This window comes from Bradyrhizobium sp. WSM4874, assembly GCF_055811835.1.
This window is the reverse complement of record NZ_JBVVPR010000003.1, coordinates 181,989-203,114: the sequence shown is the minus strand read 5'-3', so window position 1 is coordinate 203,114 and position 21,126 is coordinate 181,989. Positions and strand designations below refer to the sequence as shown.

The window sequence follows — 21,126 nt, the reverse complement described above, 5'->3', positions numbered from 1 at the left end:
TCGTTCTCCTATTCCGCGGCCTGAAGCGTGGTCGGGGCCGGGACGAAATCCTCCCGGAAGTGCTTCAATGCGCTGAGCACGGGGTAGGGCGTAAAGCCGCCGAGCGCGCAGAGCGAGCCGAATTTCATGGTGTTGCAGAGATCTTCGACGAGTGCGAGGTTTTCGCTCACGCGTTCGCCGTTGATGATCTTCTCGATGGTCTCAAAGCCGCGGGTCGAGCCGATCCGGCACGGCGTGCACTTGCCGCAGGATTCGATGGCGCAGAACTCCATGGCAAAACGCGCCTGCTTGCGCATGTCGACACGATCGTCGAACACGACGACACCGCCATGGCCGATCAGGCCGTCGCGTGCGGCGAAGGCCTCGTAGTCAAACGGTGTGTCGAACAGCGCGCGCGGGAAGTAGGCGCCCAAGGGACCGCCGACCTGCACCGCGCGGACAGGGCGGCCCGTGAACGTGCCGCCGCCGATGTCGTCGACGAGCTCGCCGAGCGTCACGCCGAACGCCGTCTCGAACAGCCCGCCGTGGCGGATGTTGCCGGCGAGCTGGATCGGCATCGTGCCGCGCGAGCGGCCCATACCGAAATCAGCATAGGCCTTGGCGCCTTCGGCCAGGATGAAGGGGATGGCGGCGAACGACAGCACGTTGTTGATGACGGTCGGCTTGCCGAACAGGCCGTGATGCGCGGGCAGCGGCGGCTTTGCGCGTACGAGGCCGCGGCGGCCTTCGAGGCTTTCCAGCAGCGAGGTCTCTTCGCCGCAAACGTAAGCACCGGCACCGACCCGCACTTCGAGATCGAAGCTGTGCTTGGAGCCACCGATGTTCACGCCGAGATAGCCGCCGCGCTTCGCAGCCTGGATGGCCGCATTCATCGCCTCGACGGCGTGCGGATATTCGCTGCGGATGTAGATGTAGCCCTTGGTCGCGCCGACCGTGATCCCTGCGGTCGTCATGCCCTCGATGACGAGAAAGGGATCGCCTTCCATGATCATGCGGTCGGCGAAGGTGCCGCTGTCGCCTTCGTCGGCGTTGCACACGATGAACTTGCGATCCGCTTTCGTCTGCGCGACCGTCTTCCACTTGATGCCGGTCGGGAAGCCTGCGCCGCCGCGGCCGCGCAGGCCGGACGCGGTCACTTCATTGAGGATCGCATCCGAGCCGAGCGAGAGCGCACGCTCCAGGCCCTTGTAGCCGCCATGGGCGCGGTAGTCGTCGAGCGATCGCGGGTCGATCACCCCGCAGCGCGCGAAGGTCAGGCGGGTCTGGCGCTTGAGCCAGGGAATCTCGTCGGTAGCCCCAAGCCGGAGCAGATGCGGCGTATTGCTCGCGAGCGCGTCGAGCAGGGAGGGCACATCGGTCTCGGTCACAGGGCCGAAGGCGATCCGGCCCTGCGGCGTCGCGACCTCGACCAGCGGTTCGAGCCAGTACAGGCCGCGCGAGCCGGTCCTGACGATCTCGATGGCAATGCCACGCTTGGCTGCAGCCTGCTCCAGCGCCAGCGTGACTTCGTCGGCGCCGACCGCAACCGCACCCGCATCGCGTGAGACATATAGACAGATGCTCATCGCTGCGCCTCCGCAACGAGAGAATCGATACGCTTTTCATCGAGTCGGCCGATGAGCCGGCCGTCGAGCATCGCGGACGGCGCGGTCGCACACAGTCCGAGGCAGTAGATCGGCTCCAGCGTGACGCGGTCATCGGCCGTGGTGTGGCCGAGCGAGACGCCAAGCTTCGCCTCCGCACGCGCAGCCAGCGCGTCACCGCCCGCCGCCTGACAGGCCTCCGCGCGGCAAAGTTTCAGCACATGGCGACCGGCCGGCTTGTGGCGGAAATCATGATAGAACGTGAACACGCCATGCACTTCGGCGCGGGACAGGTTGAGCGCCTGCGCCACCATGGGAATGGCTGCCGCCGGCACGTAGCCGAACGCCTCCTGGAGCGCGTGCAGGATCACCAGCGTCGCGCCTTCCTGCTTGCTGTGTTCGGCGATGATCTCGGCGCCGCGCGTTTCGTCCCAAGGCTCAAAAACCGCTGTCATTCTTCGTTCTCAACCGGAGCGTCTGCTCAGGGCAAACTATTTGGAATCGTTCGAAGATCAATAAAGCTGTCTCATGCTGCGATTGCGGATTCCGATCGATTTGCGATGGCAATCATTCGATTTGGAATTGCGATTGGAGCCGTCCGCCGGGCGGTTTTTGCGTGTTGGGAGGGGGAGGGCATGCTAGCTTGCATGCCGCCACACGATCCGGGGGACGAACGGTTGCTCGACAAGCTTGAACTGCTGCTGGCGCTGGCGAAGGAACGGCATTTCGGCCGGGCCGCCGAAATGTGCGGCGTGACGCAACCGACGATGTCGACCGGGCTGAAGCAGCTCGAGGAGATCCTCGGCGTGATGCTGGTCCAGCGCGGCTCCCGTTTCCAGGGTTTTACGCCGGAAGGCGAGCGGGCGCTGGATTGGGCGCGGCGGATCGTCGGCGATGCCCGCGCGATGCGTGATGAGATCAACGGGCTGAAGCATCAGCTCTCCGGCGAGATCCGTATTGCCGCAATCCCTACCGTGCTGGGCATGGTCGCCGCGCTGACGACGCCGTTCCGTGCCAGGCATCCCGAGGTGCGTTTCCGCATCCAGTCCACCACCTCATCCGAGGTGCTGGGGTTGCTCGAGAATCTCGAGGTGGATGCGGGGCTGACCTACATCGAGAACGAGCCGATCGGCAAGGTGCGCACCATCCCGCTCTACAGCGAGAGCTATCGTCTGCTCACCGCGCCGGATGGAATGTTCGGCGATCGCGAGACGGTGACGTGGAAGGAGGTCGGGCAGGTGCCGCTGTGCCTGCTGACACCCGACATGCAGAACCGCCGCATCATCGACCGCGCGTTACGTTCGGTCGGCGCCGAGGCGACGCCGACCTTGACCTCGAATTCGCTGCTGGTGCTGTTCACGCATGTGAAGACGGGGCGCTGGGCCAGCGTGATGCCGGCCAAGCTCGCCGAGACGCTCGGCCTTTCCGATACGGTGCGCTCGATCCCGATCACCGATCCCGATGTCAATTACAGCATCGGCATGGTGATCCCACAGCGTGATCCGATGACGCCGCTGATCGCGGCGCTAGTCAACGTCGCGCGGGAAGTCGCGCCGTCGCTGCAATCGTAGCAATCAGGCCGCGGCCGATATTCCGGACGCCGACTTGATCGCGTCGCGGGGCAGGGTGACGCGCACGACCGTGCCGACCTCGAGTTTGGAGCGCAGCCGCATCGAGCCGCCATGGAGCTGCGCCAGCGAGCGAGCAATCGCCAGCCCCAGTCCCGAGCCGTGATAGGTCTTGGTGAGCTGGCTCTCGACCTGCTCGAACGGGCGGCCGAGCCGCGCCAGTGAATGCGGCGCGATGCCGATGCCGGTGTCGGCGATCATCAGTACGATCCTGTCTTCGAGCTGTCGGCTGCGCACCACGATGCGTCCGCCGTCGGGCGTGAACTTCACGGCGTTGGAGAGCAAATTGACGATGATCTGCTTGGTGGCGCGGCGGTCGGCGACGACCGAGATGGACTTTGCGATGTCGGCGTCGAGCGTCAGGTGCTTGTCCTGCGCGCGGCCAGTGACGACTCGCAGGGATTCCGCCAGCGTCTGCGCCAGGTCGAGCTCTTCCATGTCGAGCTTCATGCGGCCGGCTTCGATCTTGGACATGTCGAGGATGTCGTTGATGACTTCGAGCAGATAATGCCCGCTGGTCAGGATGTCGTGGCAGTATTCCTGGTACTTCTCCGAGCCGAGCTCGCCGAACATGCCCGAGCCCATGATCTCGGAGAAGCCGATGATCGCGTTCAGCGGCGTGCGCAACTCGTGGCTCATATTGGCGAGGAATTTCGACTTGGTCTGGTTGGCTTCCTCGGCGCGGGTCTTCTCACGCTGGTATTTCTCGGCGAGATCTGCGAGTTCGCCGGCCTGGCGTTCCAGGGCTGCCTGCGAGCGCTTGAGGTCGATGACGGTGGCGCGCAGGCGCAGATCGTTGTCGACCAGCTTCTGCTCGTGCTCCTTGATGCGGGTGATGTCGGTGCCGACCGAGACGTAGCCGCCGTCCTTGGTGCGGCGCTCGCTGATGTGCAGCCAGCTGCCGTCGTCGAGCTGCGCCTCGAAGGTGCGCGCGCCGGGACCTTGGCTCGCGGTCTCGTTGTGCCGGGTGCGGACCTCGGGCATGCGGCCGACCTCGAGCACGGTCTCGTAGGAGGTGCCTGGGATGACGGCGCTGTCGGGCAGCTTGTGCAGGCGCTGGAAGTGCGAATTGCAGAGCACCAGGCGGTCGCTCGCGTCCCACAGCACGAAGGCTTCGGGAATGGTCTCGATCGCGTCGCGCAGGCGCAAATCGGCTTCCACGGTCCGCTCGGCGAGGCTCTTCTGCTCGGTGATGTCGACGGCGATTCCGATCAGGTGAACGCTGGAGTCGGTCGCGCCGCTGGTCTTTTCGCAGCGGACGCGCAGCCAGATCCAGTGGCCGTCGACATGCTGCATGCGGAAGGTCTGGTCGATGTGGTCGATCTTCTCGGAGATGAGCTGGTCGGCGATCTCGAACAGGTCGATGTCGTCGGACTTCACCAGCGCGTTGACCTCGCCGAAGGTGAGGAGCTCGTTGCGGCCGTCGAGACCGAGCATGGAAAACATCGACTGCGACCAGAAGATGCGGCCGCGTGACAGGTCCCAGTCCCACAGTCCGCAGCGGCCGCGGTTGAGCGCGGTGTCGATCCGGCCGCGCACGGCGTCGTTGATCAGGTCGCCCTCGCGGGCACGGGTGGACTGCCAGTGGAAGGCGAAGCCGAGGATCAGGACCACGAAGCCGGTGGTGGCCGACAGCGTCACCGACAGCGCGGCGTCGGAGCCCCAGATCGGCTCGTTGCGCTCCTGGATCACGGTCACGAAGCCGGGCAGCGACTTGATCTGCCGCGAAGTCGCCATCGCGGCGTTGCCGTTCGGCAGCGTCATGTCGGAGATGTTGCCGTCGCGCGGCGGCGTCGCCAGCAGTTGCGCCGTTGTGATCGCGTCGAGCAGGCGGTCGTTGCCCGAGGGATCGCTGTCGACCGGGATGCGGGCGAGGATGCGGCGATCGAGTCCGGCCGAGGTGACGATGACGTGGCGGCCCGAGGCGGTGCCCCAGGACGGAATGAGATCGGGCAGCAGCGCCGGCAGGCTCTCGATGTTCTTCAGCCGCTCCTGTCGCGCGGAGGTGAGGCGGTCGATCCGCTCGGCGAGCAGGTCGGCGAGCGCCGAGATGTCGTGGCGGATCACCAGTCGCTTCTGGCGCGTCTGGTCGACGACCTGCACGAACGCGCCGAGGCAGATCGTGATCAGGAACGCGATGATGAGCGTCGGCACGGCACGGCGCAGCGCTGGCTCCGCGATCAGGAGCCGATGATAGGCAGGTTTCGCGATCGATTGCGCCAATCCTTTGATCGAATCGGATTGGACGCACGCGTTCGCGGCGTCTGCACGCGACATGCCTAAAGCCCCCTGGAAACCTGCTTGCAACTGGACTTCGGAAGCAGCCCCACATCGCTTCCGAATCATGGTCGATTTGAATCCAGATTTCGCGGGCTGTCGAGAGTCAACGAATCGTTAACGCGAATTTATTCTTATCCAACGCGCAGTTTGCGCGTTGCGCGTCCGCAAACTTACGTGCGCGGCGAGTCCGAAACGAGAACGTGTGACTCCTCGCACATTCTCCGTCACGCGCGCGGCGGTTCGGCGTGACTGATGACGCGCTTCACGCTGGGGAACGCGCGCCGCAACGCGCGCTCGATCGCGTCGACATGCTCGTGCACCCTGATCACGCTCATCGACGGCTCGGCGCGGCAGTGGAAGTTGACGATCTCGCCGGCATCGGTGTTGCGGACGCGGACATTGTGGATGTCGTGGATCTCGCCGCCGGCGGCATATTCCGTCAGGGCGGCGGCGATGGCCCGCACGCGTTCCGGTTCGGCGTCGACCCCAAACGGCAGTTCCGGTTCCAGCGGCTCGATATGGACGTCGACTTCGACGTCCGCGCCGAACTCTTCCTGGATGTTGCGTTCCAGCGTGTTGGCGACGTCATGGGCGGCGTCGAGCTGCATCCCGGCGTCGACCTCGAGGTCGATGCTGACGATCAGCTTGGCGCCGAGGTCGTGCACGGTGACGTGGTGGATGGCGAGGCCCGAATTGTGTGCGATGACCGTGATGCGGTCGCGCACGGTCTCGTTGTCGCGCGCCACGGGGACTGCGGTGAAGGTGAGGTCGGTATCGCCGAAGGCCTTCTCGACGGCTGCTTGCGCGTTGCGCTTGATGTCCTCGACCCGGTCGATGGGATAAGTCCGCGGCACCTTTGCGATCGTGTCGATAAACGTGGTTGCGCCGACCATGCGCACGCGGAGCCGCTCGACGTCGATCACGCCCGGCACGCTGCGGATCGCGGCCGTGGCCGTCTCATGCGCGCCTTCCGGAGCGCGGTCGACCAGCGTCTGCACGGTCGAGCCGGCCATGCGCAGGCCGAGCAGGGCGATCATCACGGCCACCGCGGCGGCGGCAGCCGCGTCGCCCCACCAGAACCCGAGGCCGGCGAGGATCAGGCCCACGATCACGGCGAACGAGCCCATCACGTCGGAGGCGAAATGCAGCGCATCGGCGGCGAGCGCCTGGCTCCTGGTCTCCCGCGCAGCGCGGTGCAGGGCACGGGCGCGCCAGAGATTGACGACGATGTCGATCACCAGCACCACGAACGGCACGGCCGAAATGGTCGGCGGCGCGGTTCCCTCGCGCAGCCGGCTGTAGGACTCCACCAGGATGCCGCCGGCGAGCACATAGAGCAGGGCGGTGACGCCCAGCGCCGAGACGCTTTCGAGCTTGCCGTGGCCGTAATGATGCTCCTCGTCCGCCGGCTTGTCGGACACCCGCACCACGGCCCAGGTGATGATGGTCGCGACCAGGTCGATCGAGGAATGCAGCGCCTCAGAAATCAGCGCCAGCGAGCCGATCGCGATGCCGACCGCGAACTTGGCCGCCGCCATGCCGCCACTGGCGAAGATCGAGATCGCTGCGACCGAGGTCTTGTCGTGTTGGGAGCTCATGGCGGGGATTTAGCAGCCCAGGGGCGAACATCAAGCGACGATCCACAGGCGTACACGCTAGTGAGTTGCAGGAGCGGGCGCCTCCACCTCCGTCATGCCCGGGCTTGTCCCGGGCATCCACGATCTTTCTAAATCGCGGGAAAGACGTGGATGGCCGGGACAAGCCCGGCCACGACGAGCTGAGAGAGCGCGCCATATGGCCTCTCGCCGCTGCCCGCGGTCACTAGAGCGTCACCACGATCTTCCCCAGGTGCTTGTTGGCCTCCATATGCTCGAACGCCTTGTCGATGTCGTCGAAGGCAAACACCTTGTCGATCGGCAGCTGGAGCTTGCGCGACTCGACCGCGCCCCAGATGTCCTTCTTGACCTCGTCGAAGATCTCACGGACTTCCGCGATGGTGCGGGTGCGGAAGGTAACGCCGACATAGTCGATGCGGCGCGCCGCATGCAGGTCGAAGTTGAAATCGGCATGGGTGCCGCCGAGCCGGCCGACATTGACGATGCGACCCTTGACCCTGGTCGCCGCAAGGTTCTGGTTGGCGACTTGGCCCGAGACCTGGTCCACGATGAGGTCGACACCTTCGCCGTTCGTCGCCTTCAGCACCTCGTCGACCCATGTGGGGTCGGAGGAATCGACCGCGAGGTCGGCGCCATACTCCTTCAGCCGGCCGCGACGAGTGGCATCGGTCGAGGAGCCGATCACGAGCCGGGCGCCCTTGAGCTTCGCAATCTGCATTGCCATCAGGCCGACGCCGGAGCTTGCGCCCTGGATCAGCACGGCCTGCCCGGGCTGCACGCCGCCGATGGTGACGACGGCGTTGTGCATGGTCGCGAGTGCGACGGGCAGGGTGGCGGCTTCCTCGAAGTTCATGTTCGAGGGCGCGCGGAACAGCCGGCCGTGATCGGCGAGCGTGTATTCGGCAAACGCTGCGCCGCCCGAGCCCATGATGCGGTCGCCGACATTGACGCCCTTGGCATCCGGTCCGAGCGCGGCGACCTCGCCGGCCCATTCCATGCCGAGCACGGTGCCGGCGCCGCCGGCGGCGCCATGGGCGTGGCCCTTGCGCATGCCGGTGTCGGCGCGATTGAGGCCACAGGCGCGGACCCGGACCAGCACCTGCGTGCCTTCAGGCTTTGGTTGAGCGACGTCGGAAATTGTAGCGCCACCAGGGCCGTAGACATAAGCCTTCATGTATTGCTCTCGCTTCTTGCAGTGATTATTCCGCAGCCTGCGCTGTCGGATGAACGATCATGCCTTCGAGCCGGCTGCGGATGATGGCCTCCGCTTCGCGCACGATGCGGGAGATCAGTTCGGCGCAGGTCGGGATGTCCTGGATCAGACCCTGGACCTGGCCCGCCGACCAGATGCCTTCGTCCGAGTTACCGGTCGCGTAGACCATCTTGCCGCGGGCGCCCGCGACGAGCTCGCGGATGTCCTCGAACTTGGCGCCTTCCTTCTCCATTGCGACGACCTTGGTCGAGATCTCGTTCCTGGCGACGCGGGAAGTGTTGCGCATGGTGCGGAAGATCAGCTCGGTCTCGCGCTCGTCATTGGCGACGATCTTCTCCTTGATGAGCTGATGAATGGGGCTCTCTTTGGTCGCCATGAAGCGGGTGCCCATGTTGATGCCTTCGGCGCCGAGCGCCAGCGCGGCGACGAGGCCGCGGGCGTCGGCAAACCCGCCGGAGGCGATCATCGGGATCTTGATCTTGTTGGCGGCGGCCGGGATCAAAATCAGGCCGGGGGTGTCGTCCTCGCCGGGGTGGCCTGCGCATTCGAACCCGTCGATCGAGATGGCGTCGACGCCCATGCGCTCGGCCGAGAGCCCGTGGCGGACGCTGGTGCATTTGTGCACGACCTTGACGCCGTGCTTCCTGAACTCGTCGACATGCTCCTGCGGCTTGTTGCCGGCGGTTTCGACCACCTTGATGCCGCTCTCGATGATGGCGGCGCGATATTCGGCATAAGGCGGCGGCTTGATCGCGGGCAGGATGGTGAGGTTGACGCCAAACGGCTTGTCGGTGAGATCGCGACAGCGGGCGATCTCCTTCCGGAGGTCCTCCGGCGTCGGCTGGGTCAGCGCCGTGATGAAGCCAAGCGCGCCGGCATTGGCGACGGCGGCGACCAGCTCGGCGCGCCCGACCCATTGCATGCCGCCCTGGACGATCGGGTGCTCGACACCGACGAGCTTGGTGAACCGTGTCTGCAGCATGATCTGTTTCCTCCGCCTGTGTGGCGCTCTGTTATCGTTTGATGGCGGCAGGATGCCGCCCAGGTGGCGAAAAGTCTATTGGGAGGGCGTGCGGTGGAGGCGGGTCGATCATGCCGGGAGTGGGGGGATTCCGTGGGGCGGATAATTGAGGTGGGTAGCACCGGTGGCGCGAGGGTTTTGTGCGCCGCTGCTTCAACATCGTCATTGCGAGCGCAGCGAAGCAATCCCGGCTGTCCCCGTGGAGGGATTCTGGATTGCTTCGCTGCGCTCGCAATTGACGGAGGATGAGGAGCTTTCGGAGACCATCAACTTGCATTTCCGTCGCAAGACACGCCTTCGCATCCTCGCGGCGTATCCGCCCGAGCTTTGCCTGGTCGCATCACCCTCGCGGTAACAAGGGCGCAGGGAAGGCCGGGCGCCGGCTGGCACCCGCAAGTCCGTGCGCCAAAGGAATGCACACGGGGTGGACCACAGGTCAGCCAATCAACCGGCCTTCCCTGCGCGATGGTTTACGGCGTACTTCGTGCTCTCCCCGGGGAGCGATGCACTATTGCCCCCGTCGCCCCGCAGATCGCTGATGCGCGCGCCCGGTCGGGCAGCACGCATCACCACAGGACTTGACGCACAGACCCCGGGCGTCAGGACCACACGACTTGACCGTCCGCGCACGTCCTCGCTGGGCCTTCGGGAGCTGGCGTGTGCTCGCACCCGAAGCCATGCGAAGACGCTGTCGGCGCCGTGTCGTAGGCACGAAAGCCTGTGCTCACGGTTTCCCGCCCTGCAAGGCTCGCCGCGCCCGACGCCGTCGCGTCCATCGCTGCCCAACCCGCGGTTCGTGACGATCGCGATCCGCCCCTTGTCCCGGGTCAGGGTATCGCGTACGTACGACAAATCCGAATTTCGGTAAAGTGGAATATTTTCGCGGGCAGGGATTGACAGGCGGGGTGGGAAATTTGCGCGGGTGTTTTGCCCGACGGGCAAGAAGGCTTCAGCTACTCCGTCGACAGCCGCACCATCTGGCGGCCGCCGTTCATTTCCTTGAGGCTGTTGACGAAGTTTTCCGGGCGCTGCCAGCGGTTGGGGACCTTCAATCCCATGTACTCGGCGATGTCGCCGATGAACCCGGTGCAATTGGTGGTCTCGGCGTTCCAGACCGGCGAGTTCGCTTGCAATTTCTTGATATAGGCAAACACGCGCTTGGCGTCGGCTTCGTTGAGATAGACGCGGTAGTTCGCGGTCAGATAGTCTGGGTCGAGATCGCCGTAACTCGCGCCGGTCTCCGCCGGCACCCAGGTGAGGTGACCGAGCACATAGGCCCAGGTGTCGCCGGCGGGCGTGAGCCCTGCCACCTCGACGGCGCGCTCGCTGGTCTTGCCGTACCAGACGAAGGCGTGGCCCCAGCTCGCGGCCGTGCGGGCGCGGAAATCGACGTAGTACGGACCTTTCTCCGCGCGCGCGACCGCGCGCCGCGTCGTTTGCGGCGCCGGCCGTGATACGGTGTCGGTCGTGGCAAGCGCGTTTGCATCGGCAACGCGCTTGTTCGCTTCGTGGGCCGAGGCCGAGGGTGTCGTACACGCGAGCATGGCAGCGAGCGCGAATCCCGCAAGGATGCAGGGTCCCGATCGATCAGGTTTGTTCGTCACGCTATGCCCCTCGACTGTCGGCCACTCACGCAGAGTGCCTCTTCTGCGCGTATTCGCTAAGGCGTCAGTAGCGCGCCGCGACCGGGCCGGGCGCCTTGCCGATCGGGGCCTTTCCAACCGGGCTCTTGCCAATCGGCATCTTGCCGATCGGCGCCTGCTCTGAATAGACGGGAACGGGCTGGCGGCGCGGCAGATCCGCAGCGTTCGCAGCCGTCACCAGAGCAAACGTAGCACCCACGACAAATACAATCTTCTTCACAGTCATACCCCTAGAAGGTTTGGTCCAAACACGGCACCGCCGTGCCCCCAGACACGCTCACAGAAGGGCGGCCGAATGCGTCCACAGTGCGGCGCGCCGGCGACATGTTGGCGGCATATGCCGGGCGCGCGGAGATGTGATGTGTCTGAAAGTTTCGGAGCCCGCGGCTGCTAGCAACCATTAAGAACGGTTGCTACGAGGCTCACCCGATCCGGTTCAGGCTGTTCCGGATCGTCGAGAAGATGCCGCCGATGTCTTTTCGCAAGCCGTCGAGCGCGTTGAAATTGTCGAAGATGCGGGCGAGGCGGTCTTCGACCTCGCGCTTGCTCCTGGTCAGTGCGTCGACGCGCGAGGCGAGGGTGACGTCGCCGCTCGCCTCGATCTCGCCGACGGTTTTGGCGAGGAGATCGCGCGTGGTGCCGACGTCCGCGATCAGGGCCTCGATGCCGAACACGGGGGCCTTCAGCGGGACGAGGTCGGCCTGCGACTTCGACAGCTCCGTCTTGAAGGCGTTCAGCGTCGCCAGCGTCTCCTGTAACGCGCCGAGGCGCTGGCGCGACTGGAGAACAAAATCGTTCAGCGCATTCTGGCGGTCGGCAAGCGTCTTGCCGTCGGCGTCGGTCTCGACACCGGCGAGCGAGCGTTCGAGCTGGGCCTGGCGCTGGCCGAGCTCTTCGAAGTCGAGTCCGATGCCTTTCAGGATGTGGAAGCTGTCGTCGATGCGGGCCAGGCGCTGCTCGATCTCGATCTTGTTCTTCGACAGGGTCTCGACGCGGGCGCCGAGAGGGGCTTCGCCGCCGGACTCGAGCTCGTCGATGCTCTTGGCGAGGCGCTCATGACCGAGGCTCAGCTCGCCGATCAAGGCATTGAGGCCGGCGTCCGACGCGCGCAGCGGCACCAGCTCGGCGTGGGACTTCGCCAGATCTTCCTTGTACCGGTTCAGGGTCGCAAAGGTGTCCTGGACCGTACCGACCCGCGACAGCAGCGTCGATACGTCGCGCGCGATGTCCTTGAGCCGGTCGGCGAGGTTGTTCTTGCGGTCGTCGGTCTCGAGGTCGTGCAGCGAGCGTTCGAGCTGGTTCTGGCGGTCGCGGATCTCGGTGAAAACCGGCTCCACCGCGCGGCGCTGCTCGGCGGCCTTGCCGACCATGTCGCGCAGTTCCTGCTGGCGGCGGCGGATTTCGGCGAGCTGGTCGTGCATGTCGGTGGATTCGTTGCGGCCGCGCTGGAGCAGTGCCCGCTGCTCGGTCTCGCCCAGCTTGTCGTGCAGGGCGGAGACGGCCTCCCGGGGATCGCTCTCGATCAGGTGCTGGACGGTGGCGTCGATGTGGTTCTGCAGGGCGTGGGCGACGACGACGTCCTCGCGGGTCTTCTTGAGGCGGTCGCGCAATGTGTCGAGGCGCCGGTCCTGGCGCGAGAGCCGCCAGGCGGAGGCGGCGATCAGTGCCAGCGCCAGGGCCAGGATTGCGCCGGTGGCAATACGCTGCGGGACGGGCAGGCCTCCGAACCAGGCAGGCAGGTGGCCGACATCGTAACCGAGCGCCTGCTGGGCGAAGATCGCGATGGCGGCGAGCAGAACAAACCACGCAACCAGGAAAAACAGCCACATCGTGACTTCCTCACGCCGGCACATTATCGCCATAGTTGCTATTGGAGAGCGGAACCGAGATCAAGGGCCGCGGGGCTTGCCGGAGGTTTCCGGTAGCGCGATCCACGGCCTGCCGCGTCAGCCGATCGATGGAGGGGCGGCGCGGGTTGCCGGGGTTTCCCGACGCGGGGTGGGGCGCTGGCGTCCTCCGCCGTCATTCCGGGGCGCGCGCGGCGCGAGCTCGGAATCCATTGATCTGCAGTCTCTGCCGCCCGATGGATTCCGGGCTCGGCGCTGCGCGCCGCCCCGGAATGACAGAGTGCGCTACAGCCGAAACTCGTTGGTCAACTCGCCGATGCCGTCGATCGCGACGGTTACCGTGTTCACGGGCTCTTTCATCACGCCGACGCCGACCGAGGTGCCGACGGCAATGAGGTCGCCGGGAAGCAGGGTCATGTCGTGGGAGATCCGGCTGACCAGCTCCTGCGCGGTGAAGATCATGTCCGATATCGGATAGTTCTGCCGCTCCGCGCCGTTGAGGATGGTACGGACCACCAGCTTGGCCGGATCGAGACCGGTGGCGATGACCGGGCCGAACGGGCCGTAATCGTCGATGCCCTTGGCCCGCGCCCATTGCGGGAAGGTCGGGTCGCTGGTCAGGATGTCGTTGGCGGTGATGTCGTTGACGCAGGTGTAGCCGAAGATGAAGCTGTCCGCTTCCGCCGGCGACACCCGGGCACAGGTCTTGCCGATGACGATGCCGAGCTCGCCTTCATAGGTGGTCTTGCCGTCGTAATGAGAGGGGCGGCGGATCACGGCGCCGGGTGTCGTGATGCTGGTGGTGGCCTTCAGGAGGTAGAGCGGCTCCGGCGGCTCGGGCTGGTTGAGCTTGGCCGCGAGCGCGTGAAAATTATTCCAGAGCGCGACGATCTTGCTGGGCGCGCAGGGCGCGAGCAGTTCGACCTCCGACAGCGCCAGCGTCCTGCCGGTGGCTGCATGGCGGCCGAACATCTCGCCCTCATGCACGCTGATGCCCGACGAATTCAGCGTGCCGAAGCCGGTCGCACCGCTCTTGCGGAAGCGGAGCCATTGTTTGACCTCGCCAGCCATCACGCCACCGCCAATGCGCGCGGATCTGATGGCGTCGAGATGCCATCGTAGAGACCGGCGATGCGGGCGCGCTGGGTCACCATCGCCAGCACTGAATCGAGGGCGGGGGTAGCGACGCCGGTGAGGCGGCCCATCTCCTGAACGACGGTGACGAGCGGGTCGATCTCCATCGGGCGGCCGCGCTCGAGATCCTGGAGCATCGAGGTCTTGTGCGCGCCGACCTTGCGGGCACCTTCGATGCGGCGCTCGACGTCGACGCGGAATTTGACGCCGAACGTTTCGGCGATGCCTTGCGTCTCCATCATGATCGCGCGCGACAGTGCGCGGGTGGCCGGATCGGTGCAGATCACGTCGAGCGTTGCATGGGTGAGTGCGCTGATCGGGTTGAAGCAGACATTGCCCCACAGCTTGAGCCAGATCTCGTCGCGGATGCGGTCGAGCACCGGCGCTTTCAGCCCGGCTGCGACGAAGAGATCGGCGAGGCGCTGCACGTCTGGGGTGATCTCGCCGGAGGGCTCGCCGAGCGGAAAGTTGTTGCCGTAGACGTGACGGATCACGCCGGGCGCCTCGATCTCGGTGGCGGGATAGACGATGCAGCCGATGGCGCGCGCGGCGCCGATTTCGCGCCACTGCCGTCCGCCGGGGTCGATGCTCTCCAGCGTCGCGTTCTCGTATTGGCCGCCATGCTTGTAGAAGTACCAGTAGGGGATGCCGTTGACGGCGGTGACGATGCGGGTGTGGGGCCCGAGCAGTGGCTGCATCGTCTCGATCACGCCGGTGATCGAGTGCGCCTTCAACGTGATGATGATGTAGTCCTGCACGCCGAGCTCGGCGGGATCGTCGGTGCAGCGCGGATGCACGGTGTGCTTCTCCTCGCCCGCGAGCAGCGTCAGGCCGCGCTGGCGCATCGCGGCAAGGTGCGCGCCGCGTGCGACCAGGCTGACGTCGGCGCCCGCGCGCGCGAGCTGAACCCCGAGATATCCGCCGATTGCGCCGGCGCCGTAGATGCAGATCTTCATGGAATCCTCGCGAAGCAGCGGAAGCCGGATTTCGGGACGAAAGATCCGGTCCGGCTCGGAAGGGTCCGAGCCGGGTCCGGTAGTCGCAGGGGAAGTGAGGCGCTTTAAGCTGCTTGCGGCGTGCCGTTGATCGCTTCGTCGATGAAGGATGCGATGTCGCGCATGCTGATGACGGAGACGAGGCTGTAATCGTCGATGACGGGGAGGTGCCGGATGTGATTCCGGTTCATCAGATGGCGGACGTGCTCGATCGTGTCGCTCGACGTGCAGGACACGAGCTGTTGCACCGAGACGAGCTGCGAGACCTTGACGTTGACGGCATTGGCACCGTGCTCGGCAACGGCGCGCACGACGTCGCGCTCGGTGAACATGCCGACCGCGGTGTTACCCTCGGAGCGGACCACGTCCTTCACGACTAGTGCGCTGATATTGTTGGCGCGCATCAGCTTGGCGGCGATACCCACCGTTTCGTTCATTCGCACCGTGACAACGCGCGGTGTCTTCTTGCGCAGAATGTCTCCGACCAGCATTGCAACCTCCTGGGTGAATGATGAGCCGAGTGTGGTATACATAATGCCAATCGTCAAGCTTTCGATTTGGCTATCCGAAAAATCTTGCGGCAGTCATGCTGACGTTTGCCGTGAGCCAAAAAGAGAGGGGCGCATCGCTGCGCCCCTCTCTCACCCGTGCAAGGTGCGTGTTCGTTATGCCGTCTCGGTCTTGGCGTTCCCGGTCGCGGCGTTGGCGCTCTCGGCTTCCTTGCCGAGGATGAAGGAGCGGCGCATCGGCTTGATCACGAACAGCGCCGTCAGCGCCGCCGTCGCGTTCAGCGCCACCGCGACCACGAATACGGCCTTCCAGCCATAGGTGGCCGAGATCACGCTTGCGAGCGGAACGAGCAGGGATGCCGTCCCCTTCGCGGTGTAGAGCATACCGTTGTTGGTGGTTGCGAACTTCGAGCCGAAGGTGTCGCCGCAGGTCGCCGGGAACAGCGAGTAGATCTCGCCGAACACGCCGAAATAGACCGCGGTGGCGAGCACGAAGACGACGGGCACGTGGCCATAGGCCGACAGCGTCAGCAGCATCAGCGCGGCGGTGCCGAAGGCGATGAACATGGTGTGCTCACGGCCGATCGTGTCGGAGACGAAGCCGAAGAAGGGACGTCCGAAACCGTCGAAGATGCGGTCGAGCGAGATCGCGAACGTCAGTGCCGCCATTTGGAAGCCGGCGAGCGTGACCGGCGTGTCGGCGATCTTGAAGTCGTGCGCGATCGGGGCGATCTGCGCCGCAGTCATCAGGCCTCCGGAGGCGACCATGACGAAAACGAGATACATCACCCAGAAAATAGGGGTGCGCAGCACCTGCGGCGGGGTGAAGTCGATCTTGGTCTGCGGCAGATTGAGCTGCTTCTTCTTCGGCGGGATCGAGATCCGCGGCGGCTGGATGAAGAAGGCGAGCACGAAAACGATTACACCCTGGCCGATGCCGAAGGTGAGGAACGCGTGCTGATAGCCGCTCGTTGCGATCATGGTCGCGATCGGCACGACGGTGAGCGCAGCGCCTGCGCCGAAGCCGGCGGCAGTCGCACCGGCGGCAAGGCCCCGACGATCGGGAAACCATTTCAGCGCGTTGCCGACGCAGGTGCCGTACACCGCGCCCGCGCCCATGCCGCCGATGATCGCGGCCGCGTAGAGCAAAGTGAGGCTATCGGCATAGGAGTTGAGAATCCACGACAGCGCGATCATGACGCCGCCGAACATGATGACGATGCGCGGGCCGTACTTGTCGACGAACCAGGCCTCGATCGGCACCAGCCAGGTTTCGGTGACGACGAAGATGGTGAAAGCGAGCTGGATCGCGGCGCGTCCCCAATGGTGCGCGTGGTCGATCGGATCGACGAACAGCGTCCAGCCGTATTGCAGGTTGGCGATCATCGCCATGCAGACGATGCCCATGACCAGCTGGAGCCAACGGAAACCTGTGCGGAGAGGCGCGGCCGTGACAGCGCCATCGGTGCTGGAAATCATCAAGAACCTCCCAAGCGCCTGTCTGGTTCGACACCGATCGCAAGATGACCTGATGTCGCAATATTGTGGCTTATCGTCGCAAGCGCGGTGGCGACCTTGGTATACCATATTCCAGATTGCAAGCCCTATGTTGGCAAGCCGCTGACAAAATACGCGGAGTTCCGTCGGGGAATGGCGGGTTCATGAAAACGTCGCGCACACGAAAACGCCCGGCCGCGAGGCCGGGCGTTTTGCGCGAGAAGGCGCTTTTGCAGCGCGTCAGACGGCCGATTGCGCGACCACGACCTTGCGCCAGGGCTTGAGCACCGCGATCGCCAGCGCCGAAGCCAGGATGTTGGCGCCGGCCGCGATGATGAACACGTTGTCCCAACTGCCCGACGACTGCTGCATGTAGTTGCCGATCGGGACCAGCAGCGCGGCGGTACCCTTGGCGGTGTAGAGCAGACCGGCATTGGTGGTCGCGAACTTGGCGCCGAACGTGTCGGTGCAGGTCGAGGGGAACAGCGAGTAGATCTCACCCCAGGCGAAGAACACGAAGCCCGAGAGCAGCACGAACCACAGCGGATCGTGGCCCCAGAGGTAGAGCATCCAGATGCCGATACCTTCCATGCCGAAGGCGATGAACATCGTGTTCTCGCGGCCGATCATGTCGGAGATCCAGCCGAAGAACGGACGCGTCAGGCCGTTGAGCACGCGGTCGATCGTTGCCGCGAAGGTCACCGCGGTCATCGTCACCGCCATCAGCGTGACGGGCACGTTGTCGATCTTCCAGTCGGCCGCGATCGGCTTCAAATTGGCCGTCACCATCAGGCCGCCGGCGCCGACGATCACGAACATGAAGTACATCAGCCAGAAGATCGGCTGACGCAGCACCTCCGTCGGCTGATAGTTGCGGCGGGTCTGCTGCAGATTGGCGTTCGCCACCACGCTGGGCACCTGACCTGCCTTCGGCGCCAACAGGAAGAAGGCGAGAATGCAGATAATGATGCCTTGTCCGAGGCCGAAATAGAGGAAGGTGGTCTGGAAACCGCTGTCCTTGATCATGGCCTGGATCGGCGCGACGGTCAGCGCAGAGCCTGCACCGAAGCCCGCGGCCGTGATGCCTGCGGCAAGACCGCGCTTGTCCGGAAACCACTTCAGCGCGTTACCGACGCAGGTGCCGTAGACGCCGCCGGCGCCGATGCCCGCGACGATCATGCCGAGATAGTAGCCGTTGAGCGTGGTCGCCTGCGCGTTGATGGCCCAGCCGATGGCGCAGAGCACGCCGCCGACCAGCACGACGAGGCGCGGACCGTATTTGTCGACGAACCATCCTTCAATCGGCACGAGCCAGGTCTCGAACAGCACGAACAGCGTAAAGGCCCATTGGATCGACGCGCGATCCCAGCCGAACTTCTTCTGGATGTCGGGGACGAAGAACGTCCAGCCGTATTGATAGTTGGCGATCATCACCATCGCCGCGACACCGACCGCCAATTGCGCCCAGCGATACGTATCGCTAACGCGCGCGGCGGTTGGGGCCGTTGCCTGCACCATGTCCGTCATAAAGCCTCCCGTGGCGCCTCTAATTTTTCTGCGAGCGCTGGAGGGGCATTCTTGTATGCATTATGCCAAGCTTCAAGCGCTGGTCCGGCCACCGTGCGCAAATGTCGCAGGACATCACCCGGCTGCGGCTGTGACTCAGGACAGCACAAGTAGAAATGGCCCCGTCATCCGGGGCCATTCATCAAAAGTCGTATGCAAACCGATATAAAACCGTCCCGCAGCGCGGCGGCGGTGGAGGCTGCTTGGCTTACAGGCCGAAGCGCGGCAGGTCGCCGTTGTGATTCGAGATCTTGGCGCTCGCCATCAGGAGGCGGTCGATCGTAGCCATCAGGCGGGCGAACAGCGAGGAGGAGGGGGCGAGAGCGACGGAAGCGGTCTTGGACATCGGAAATCCCTTTCTTGAGACGGTCAGCAGTGCTGTCTCATTTCGAAGGGCAATCTATGTATACCAGATGCCAAAGTCTATGCATGCCATTGCATAGCAGCATTTAGCTCTTCGCATTGCAGCATAACGATCCGTTAAATCGGCCGATTTGAGCGCGGTATGCCCAAATCCCGCCAAAACTGAACCATTTGACCGCCGATGTCCAAAAACGGAGCCTTGGCAGCGGCGCACGAAGCCGCTAGTGGTCTCCCCCTTCCAATCATCTGTCAGAGTGGTTCATGTCGAGCGCCTCGTCCGCCGTCTCGATCGGCATCGATTTTGGGACCAGCAACACGGTCGTGGCCCTTGCGGCGGACGACCGCCGGGTGGAGGCCATCCGCTTCGATCATGGCGGACAGCGCCACAGTGTCTTCGTATCGGCGCTGTGCTTCTGGGAGGACCGGCCGGGAGCCGGCGCCCAAGCCGAAGGCGGTCCGTGGGCGATCGAGACGTTCCTCGAGGGACGGCATGTCTACCGCTTCCTCCAGTCGTTCAAGACCTTCGCCGCGAGCTCCAGCTTCAACACTACCCAGGTGTTCCGGCAGCGCTACAAGTTCGAGGATATTCTGGCGGCGTTCCTGCGGACCCTGGCGCGCCATGGCGGCGATAAATTCGGCTTCGAGACGTCCACCATCACGGTCGGCCGCCCCGTCCGCTTCGCCGGCGGCAATCCCGACGAGGCGCTGGCGATGCAACGCTACCGGGCCGCGTTCGAGCGCCTCGGCGCCGGCCACGCGCGCTATGTCTACGAACCCGTGGGCGCAGCGTTCTCCTTCGCCCGCCGGCTGGAGCGCGATGCGACCGTGCTGGTCGCGGATTTCGGCGGCGGTACCAGCGATTTCTCGGTGATGCGGTTCTCGCGTGCCGGCGGCGCATTGCGCGCCGAACCGCTCGGCCATGCCGGCATCGGGATTGCGGGCGACACCTTCGATTACCGCATCGTCGATCACGTCGTCTCGCCGCGGCTGGGCAAGGGCTCGAGCTTCCGCTCGTTCGACAAGGTGCTGCCGATTCCCACCGGCCACTACACCAACCTCGCGCGCTGGCATCAACTCGCGATGATGAAGAGCAACGGCGACCTGCGCGAACTCCGGGAGCTTGCGCGCACCGCGGTGAAGCCGGCTCTGCTCGAGGATTTCATCACCATCGTCGATCTCGACCTCGGCTTTTCGCTGTACCGCGCGGTGTCCGACGCCAAGGTCGCGCTGTCGGCGCAGGATCAGGTGGAGTTCCGTTTCAAAGGCGGCGGGGTCGACATCGGTTCGACCATCACGCGGAAGAATTTCGAAGCCTGGGTTGCCGACGATATTGCAAGGCTCGGGGCCACCGTCGACAAGGTGCTTGGCGAAGCCGGCATCACCGCGCGCGAGATCGAAAAGGTGTTTCTGACCGGTGGCACGTCCTTCGTGCCAGCCGTTCGAAAACTGTTCGCCGAGCGGTTCGGCAACGAACGACTGATGTCGGGCGACCAGTTCGAGTCGATCGCCTACGGCCTTGCTTTGATCGGACACAGCCCGGACCCCGACCGCTGGACCGCAAGCGGCGGGATTGCGCCGCGGGCAGGGGCGTAGTGCATTTCGCGATTGTGTGCGCGCCTCGTCCTTCCAGACGCTATTACTTGATCTCAGGCTCGACGAGCCTCGCCAGATTGCGCAGCGATTCCTGCCATCCGAGATAGCACGCCTCCGGCGGGATGGCGTCGGGGATGCCGGCCTGCGTGATATCCACCTCGGTGCCGACGGATACTTTCTTCAGGATCACGGTGACCTGGATCTCGCCCGGCAGATTGGGGTCGTCGAACCTGTCGGTGTAGCGCAGACGTTCGGCGGGGACGAGTTCGAGATATTCGCCGCCGAAAGCGTGGCTGTTGCCCGTCGTGAAGTTGCGGAACGACATCTTGAACGTGCCCCCGACCTTCGGCTCGAAATGATGGACGGTGCAGGTGAAGCCGTTCGGCGGAAGCCATTTCGCCAGCGCATCAGCCTCCAGGAAGGCGCGATAGACTTTCTCCGGGCTGGTCGTGAGAACGCGGTGCAGGCGGACAGTGCTGGGCATGATCATCTTCCTCATGAATCGCCGGGCTCGACGTCAGCGTCTATTGCCCTTTCATGTCTAGATGACGGACGAGATACCCCCGATCCGACAGGGCGTTTCGATTTTTTGATGGATGGCCGGCAAACTGCCGCCACGTCCTGCGGCGTCATGGTGA

General features: G+C 64.7%; 18 protein-coding genes. 2 read left to right on the top strand and 16 right to left on the bottom strand.

Features of this window, described 5'->3' with window-relative positions; translation table 11 throughout:
- Positions 1-8: 8 nt before the first annotated feature.
- Both AC0L3P_RS04765 and AC0L3P_RS04760 read right to left on the bottom strand, forming a co-directional pair.
- Positions 9-1,565, bottom strand: coding sequence for a formate dehydrogenase beta subunit (locus tag AC0L3P_RS04765; protein ID WP_473301127.1), 1,557 nt, complete (start codon positions 1,563-1,565; stop codon positions 9-11).
- Entirely contained in the window at positions 1,562-2,038 is a 477-nt protein-coding gene (locus tag AC0L3P_RS04760; protein WP_473301126.1) for a formate dehydrogenase subunit gamma, read from the bottom strand. The genes AC0L3P_RS04765 and AC0L3P_RS04760 overlap by 4 nt, the downstream gene beginning before the upstream one ends.
- A 222-nt stretch (positions 2,039-2,260) precedes the next feature.
- Between AC0L3P_RS04760 and AC0L3P_RS04755 the strand changes: the two genes are divergently transcribed.
- The gene (locus AC0L3P_RS04755) at positions 2,261-3,154 is read left to right on the top strand and encodes a LysR family transcriptional regulator (protein WP_275167726.1); all 894 of its coding nucleotides are present in this window, start codon (positions 2,261-2,263) and stop codon (positions 3,152-3,154) included.
- A 3-nt stretch (positions 3,155-3,157) separates the two neighbouring features.
- Here AC0L3P_RS04755 and AC0L3P_RS04750 read toward each other — a convergent pair whose 3' ends face one another.
- The 13 genes from AC0L3P_RS04750 to AC0L3P_RS04690 all read right to left on the bottom strand — a co-directional run bounded on the left by AC0L3P_RS04750 (position 3,158) and on the right by AC0L3P_RS04690 (position 18,878).
- A complete protein-coding gene (locus AC0L3P_RS04750) occupies positions 3,158-5,488 on the bottom strand; it encodes a PAS domain-containing sensor histidine kinase (RefSeq protein ID WP_473301125.1) in 2,331 nt (776 codons plus the stop codon).
- Between the two features lie 227 nt (positions 5,489-5,715).
- Entirely contained in the window at positions 5,716-7,089 is a 1,374-nt protein-coding gene (locus AC0L3P_RS04745; RefSeq protein WP_473301124.1) for a cation diffusion facilitator family transporter, read from the bottom strand.
- Between the two features lie 223 nt (positions 7,090-7,312).
- Positions 7,313-8,281 (bottom strand): quinone oxidoreductase family protein, encoded by a 969-nt coding sequence (locus AC0L3P_RS04740; RefSeq protein WP_473301122.1) that lies wholly within the window; start codon positions 8,279-8,281, stop codon positions 7,313-7,315.
- Between the two features lie 25 nt (positions 8,282-8,306).
- Positions 8,307-9,302 carry an NAD(P)H-dependent flavin oxidoreductase gene (locus AC0L3P_RS04735; protein WP_007593350.1) on the bottom strand — a complete coding sequence of 332 codons (996 nt, stop codon included), beginning with the start codon at positions 9,300-9,302 and terminating at the stop codon, positions 8,307-8,309.
- Positions 9,303-10,294: 992 nt separating this feature from the next.
- The gene (locus AC0L3P_RS04730; protein ID WP_275167720.1) at positions 10,295-10,945 is read right to left on the bottom strand and encodes a hypothetical protein; all 651 of its coding nucleotides are present in this window, start codon (positions 10,943-10,945) and stop codon (positions 10,295-10,297) included.
- 64 nt (positions 10,946-11,009) lie between these two features.
- Positions 11,010-11,210 (bottom strand): hypothetical protein, encoded by a 201-nt coding sequence (locus AC0L3P_RS04725; RefSeq protein WP_275167719.1) that lies wholly within the window; start codon positions 11,208-11,210, stop codon positions 11,010-11,012.
- Between the two features lie 196 nt (positions 11,211-11,406).
- The gene (locus tag AC0L3P_RS04720; protein ID WP_275167718.1) at positions 11,407-12,813 is read right to left on the bottom strand and encodes a hypothetical protein; all 1,407 of its coding nucleotides are present in this window, start codon (positions 12,811-12,813) and stop codon (positions 11,407-11,409) included.
- 303 nt (positions 12,814-13,116) lie between these two features.
- Positions 13,117-13,902 (bottom strand): fumarylacetoacetate hydrolase family protein, encoded by a 786-nt coding sequence (locus AC0L3P_RS04715; RefSeq protein ID WP_275167717.1) that lies wholly within the window; start codon positions 13,900-13,902, stop codon positions 13,117-13,119.
- The gene (locus AC0L3P_RS04710) at positions 13,902-14,921 is read right to left on the bottom strand and encodes a 2-dehydropantoate 2-reductase (RefSeq protein ID WP_275167716.1); all 1,020 of its coding nucleotides are present in this window, start codon (positions 14,919-14,921) and stop codon (positions 13,902-13,904) included. Before AC0L3P_RS04710 ends, AC0L3P_RS04715 begins: the two co-directional genes overlap by 1 nt.
- Before the next feature lie 104 nt (positions 14,922-15,025).
- Complete coding sequence (locus AC0L3P_RS04705; RefSeq protein ID WP_354056124.1) at positions 15,026-15,451, bottom strand: CBS domain-containing protein; 426 nt, start codon at positions 15,449-15,451, stop codon at positions 15,026-15,028.
- A gap of 174 nt (positions 15,452-15,625) precedes the next feature.
- Complete coding sequence (gene oxlT / locus AC0L3P_RS04700; protein ID WP_275167714.1) at positions 15,626-16,948, bottom strand: oxalate/formate MFS antiporter; 1,323 nt, start codon at positions 16,946-16,948, stop codon at positions 15,626-15,628.
- 258 nt (positions 16,949-17,206) lie between these two features.
- Positions 17,207-18,493, bottom strand: coding sequence for an oxalate/formate MFS antiporter (gene oxlT, locus AC0L3P_RS04695; protein ID WP_473301121.1), 1,287 nt, complete (start codon positions 18,491-18,493; stop codon positions 17,207-17,209).
- Positions 18,494-18,740: 247 nt separating this feature from the next.
- A complete protein-coding gene (locus AC0L3P_RS04690) occupies positions 18,741-18,878 on the bottom strand; it encodes a hypothetical protein (RefSeq protein ID WP_007608347.1) in 138 nt (45 codons plus the stop codon).
- Between the two features lie 278 nt (positions 18,879-19,156).
- On the opposite strand from AC0L3P_RS04690, the gene AC0L3P_RS04685 reads away from it, so the two are divergent.
- A complete protein-coding gene (locus AC0L3P_RS04685) occupies positions 19,157-20,488 on the top strand; it encodes an Hsp70 family protein (protein ID WP_473301120.1) in 1,332 nt (443 codons plus the stop codon).
- 43 nt (positions 20,489-20,531) lie between these two features.
- On the opposite strand, the gene AC0L3P_RS04680 is transcribed toward AC0L3P_RS04685, so the two are convergent.
- Entirely contained in the window at positions 20,532-20,972 is a 441-nt protein-coding gene (locus AC0L3P_RS04680) for an SRPBCC family protein (RefSeq protein ID WP_473301119.1), read from the bottom strand.
- Between the last annotated feature and the right edge of the window lie 154 nt (positions 20,973-21,126).

Bases quoted from the DNA above. Each gene is read 5' to 3' on its own strand.
- AC0L3P_RS04720 (WP_275167718.1), bottom strand. From the start codon at position 12,813: ATGTGGCTGTTTTTCCTGGTTGCGTGGTTTGTTCTGCTCGCCGCCATC.
- AC0L3P_RS04740 (WP_473301122.1), bottom strand. From the start codon at position 8,281: ATGAAGGCTTATGTCTACGGCCCTGGTGGCGCTACAATTTCCGACGTC.
- AC0L3P_RS04705 (WP_354056124.1), bottom strand. From the start codon at position 15,451: ATGCTGGTCGGAGACATTCTGCGCAAGAAGACACCGCGCGTTGTCACG.
- AC0L3P_RS04745 (WP_473301124.1), bottom strand. From the start codon at position 7,089: ATGAGCTCCCAACACGACAAGACCTCGGTCGCAGCGATCTCGATCTTC.
- AC0L3P_RS04680 (WP_473301119.1), bottom strand. From the start codon at position 20,972: ATGCCCAGCACTGTCCGCCTGCACCGCGTTCTCACGACCAGCCCGGAG.
- AC0L3P_RS04685 (WP_473301120.1), top strand. From the start codon at position 19,157: ATGTCGAGCGCCTCGTCCGCCGTCTCGATCGGCATCGATTTTGGGACC.
- AC0L3P_RS04735 (WP_007593350.1), bottom strand. From the start codon at position 9,302: ATGCTGCAGACACGGTTCACCAAGCTCGTCGGTGTCGAGCACCCGATC.
- AC0L3P_RS04725 (WP_275167719.1), bottom strand. From the start codon at position 11,210: ATGACTGTGAAGAAGATTGTATTTGTCGTGGGTGCTACGTTTGCTCTG.
- AC0L3P_RS04710 (WP_275167716.1), bottom strand. From the start codon at position 14,921: ATGAAGATCTGCATCTACGGCGCCGGCGCAATCGGCGGATATCTCGGG.
- AC0L3P_RS04750 (WP_473301125.1), bottom strand. From the start codon at position 5,488: ATGTCGCGTGCAGACGCCGCGAACGCGTGCGTCCAATCCGATTCGATC.
- AC0L3P_RS04715 (WP_275167717.1), bottom strand. From the start codon at position 13,902: ATGGCTGGCGAGGTCAAACAATGGCTCCGCTTCCGCAAGAGCGGTGCG.
- oxlT (WP_275167714.1), bottom strand. From the start codon at position 16,948: ATGATTTCCAGCACCGATGGCGCTGTCACGGCCGCGCCTCTCCGCACA.
- AC0L3P_RS04690 (WP_007608347.1), bottom strand. From the start codon at position 18,878: ATGTCCAAGACCGCTTCCGTCGCTCTCGCCCCCTCCTCCTCGCTGTTC.
- AC0L3P_RS04760 (WP_473301126.1), bottom strand. From the start codon at position 2,038: ATGACAGCGGTTTTTGAGCCTTGGGACGAAACGCGCGGCGCCGAGATC.
- oxlT (WP_473301121.1), bottom strand. From the start codon at position 18,493: ATGACGGACATGGTGCAGGCAACGGCCCCAACCGCCGCGCGCGTTAGC.
- AC0L3P_RS04765 (WP_473301127.1), bottom strand. From the start codon at position 1,565: ATGAGCATCTGTCTATATGTCTCACGCGATGCGGGTGCGGTTGCGGTC.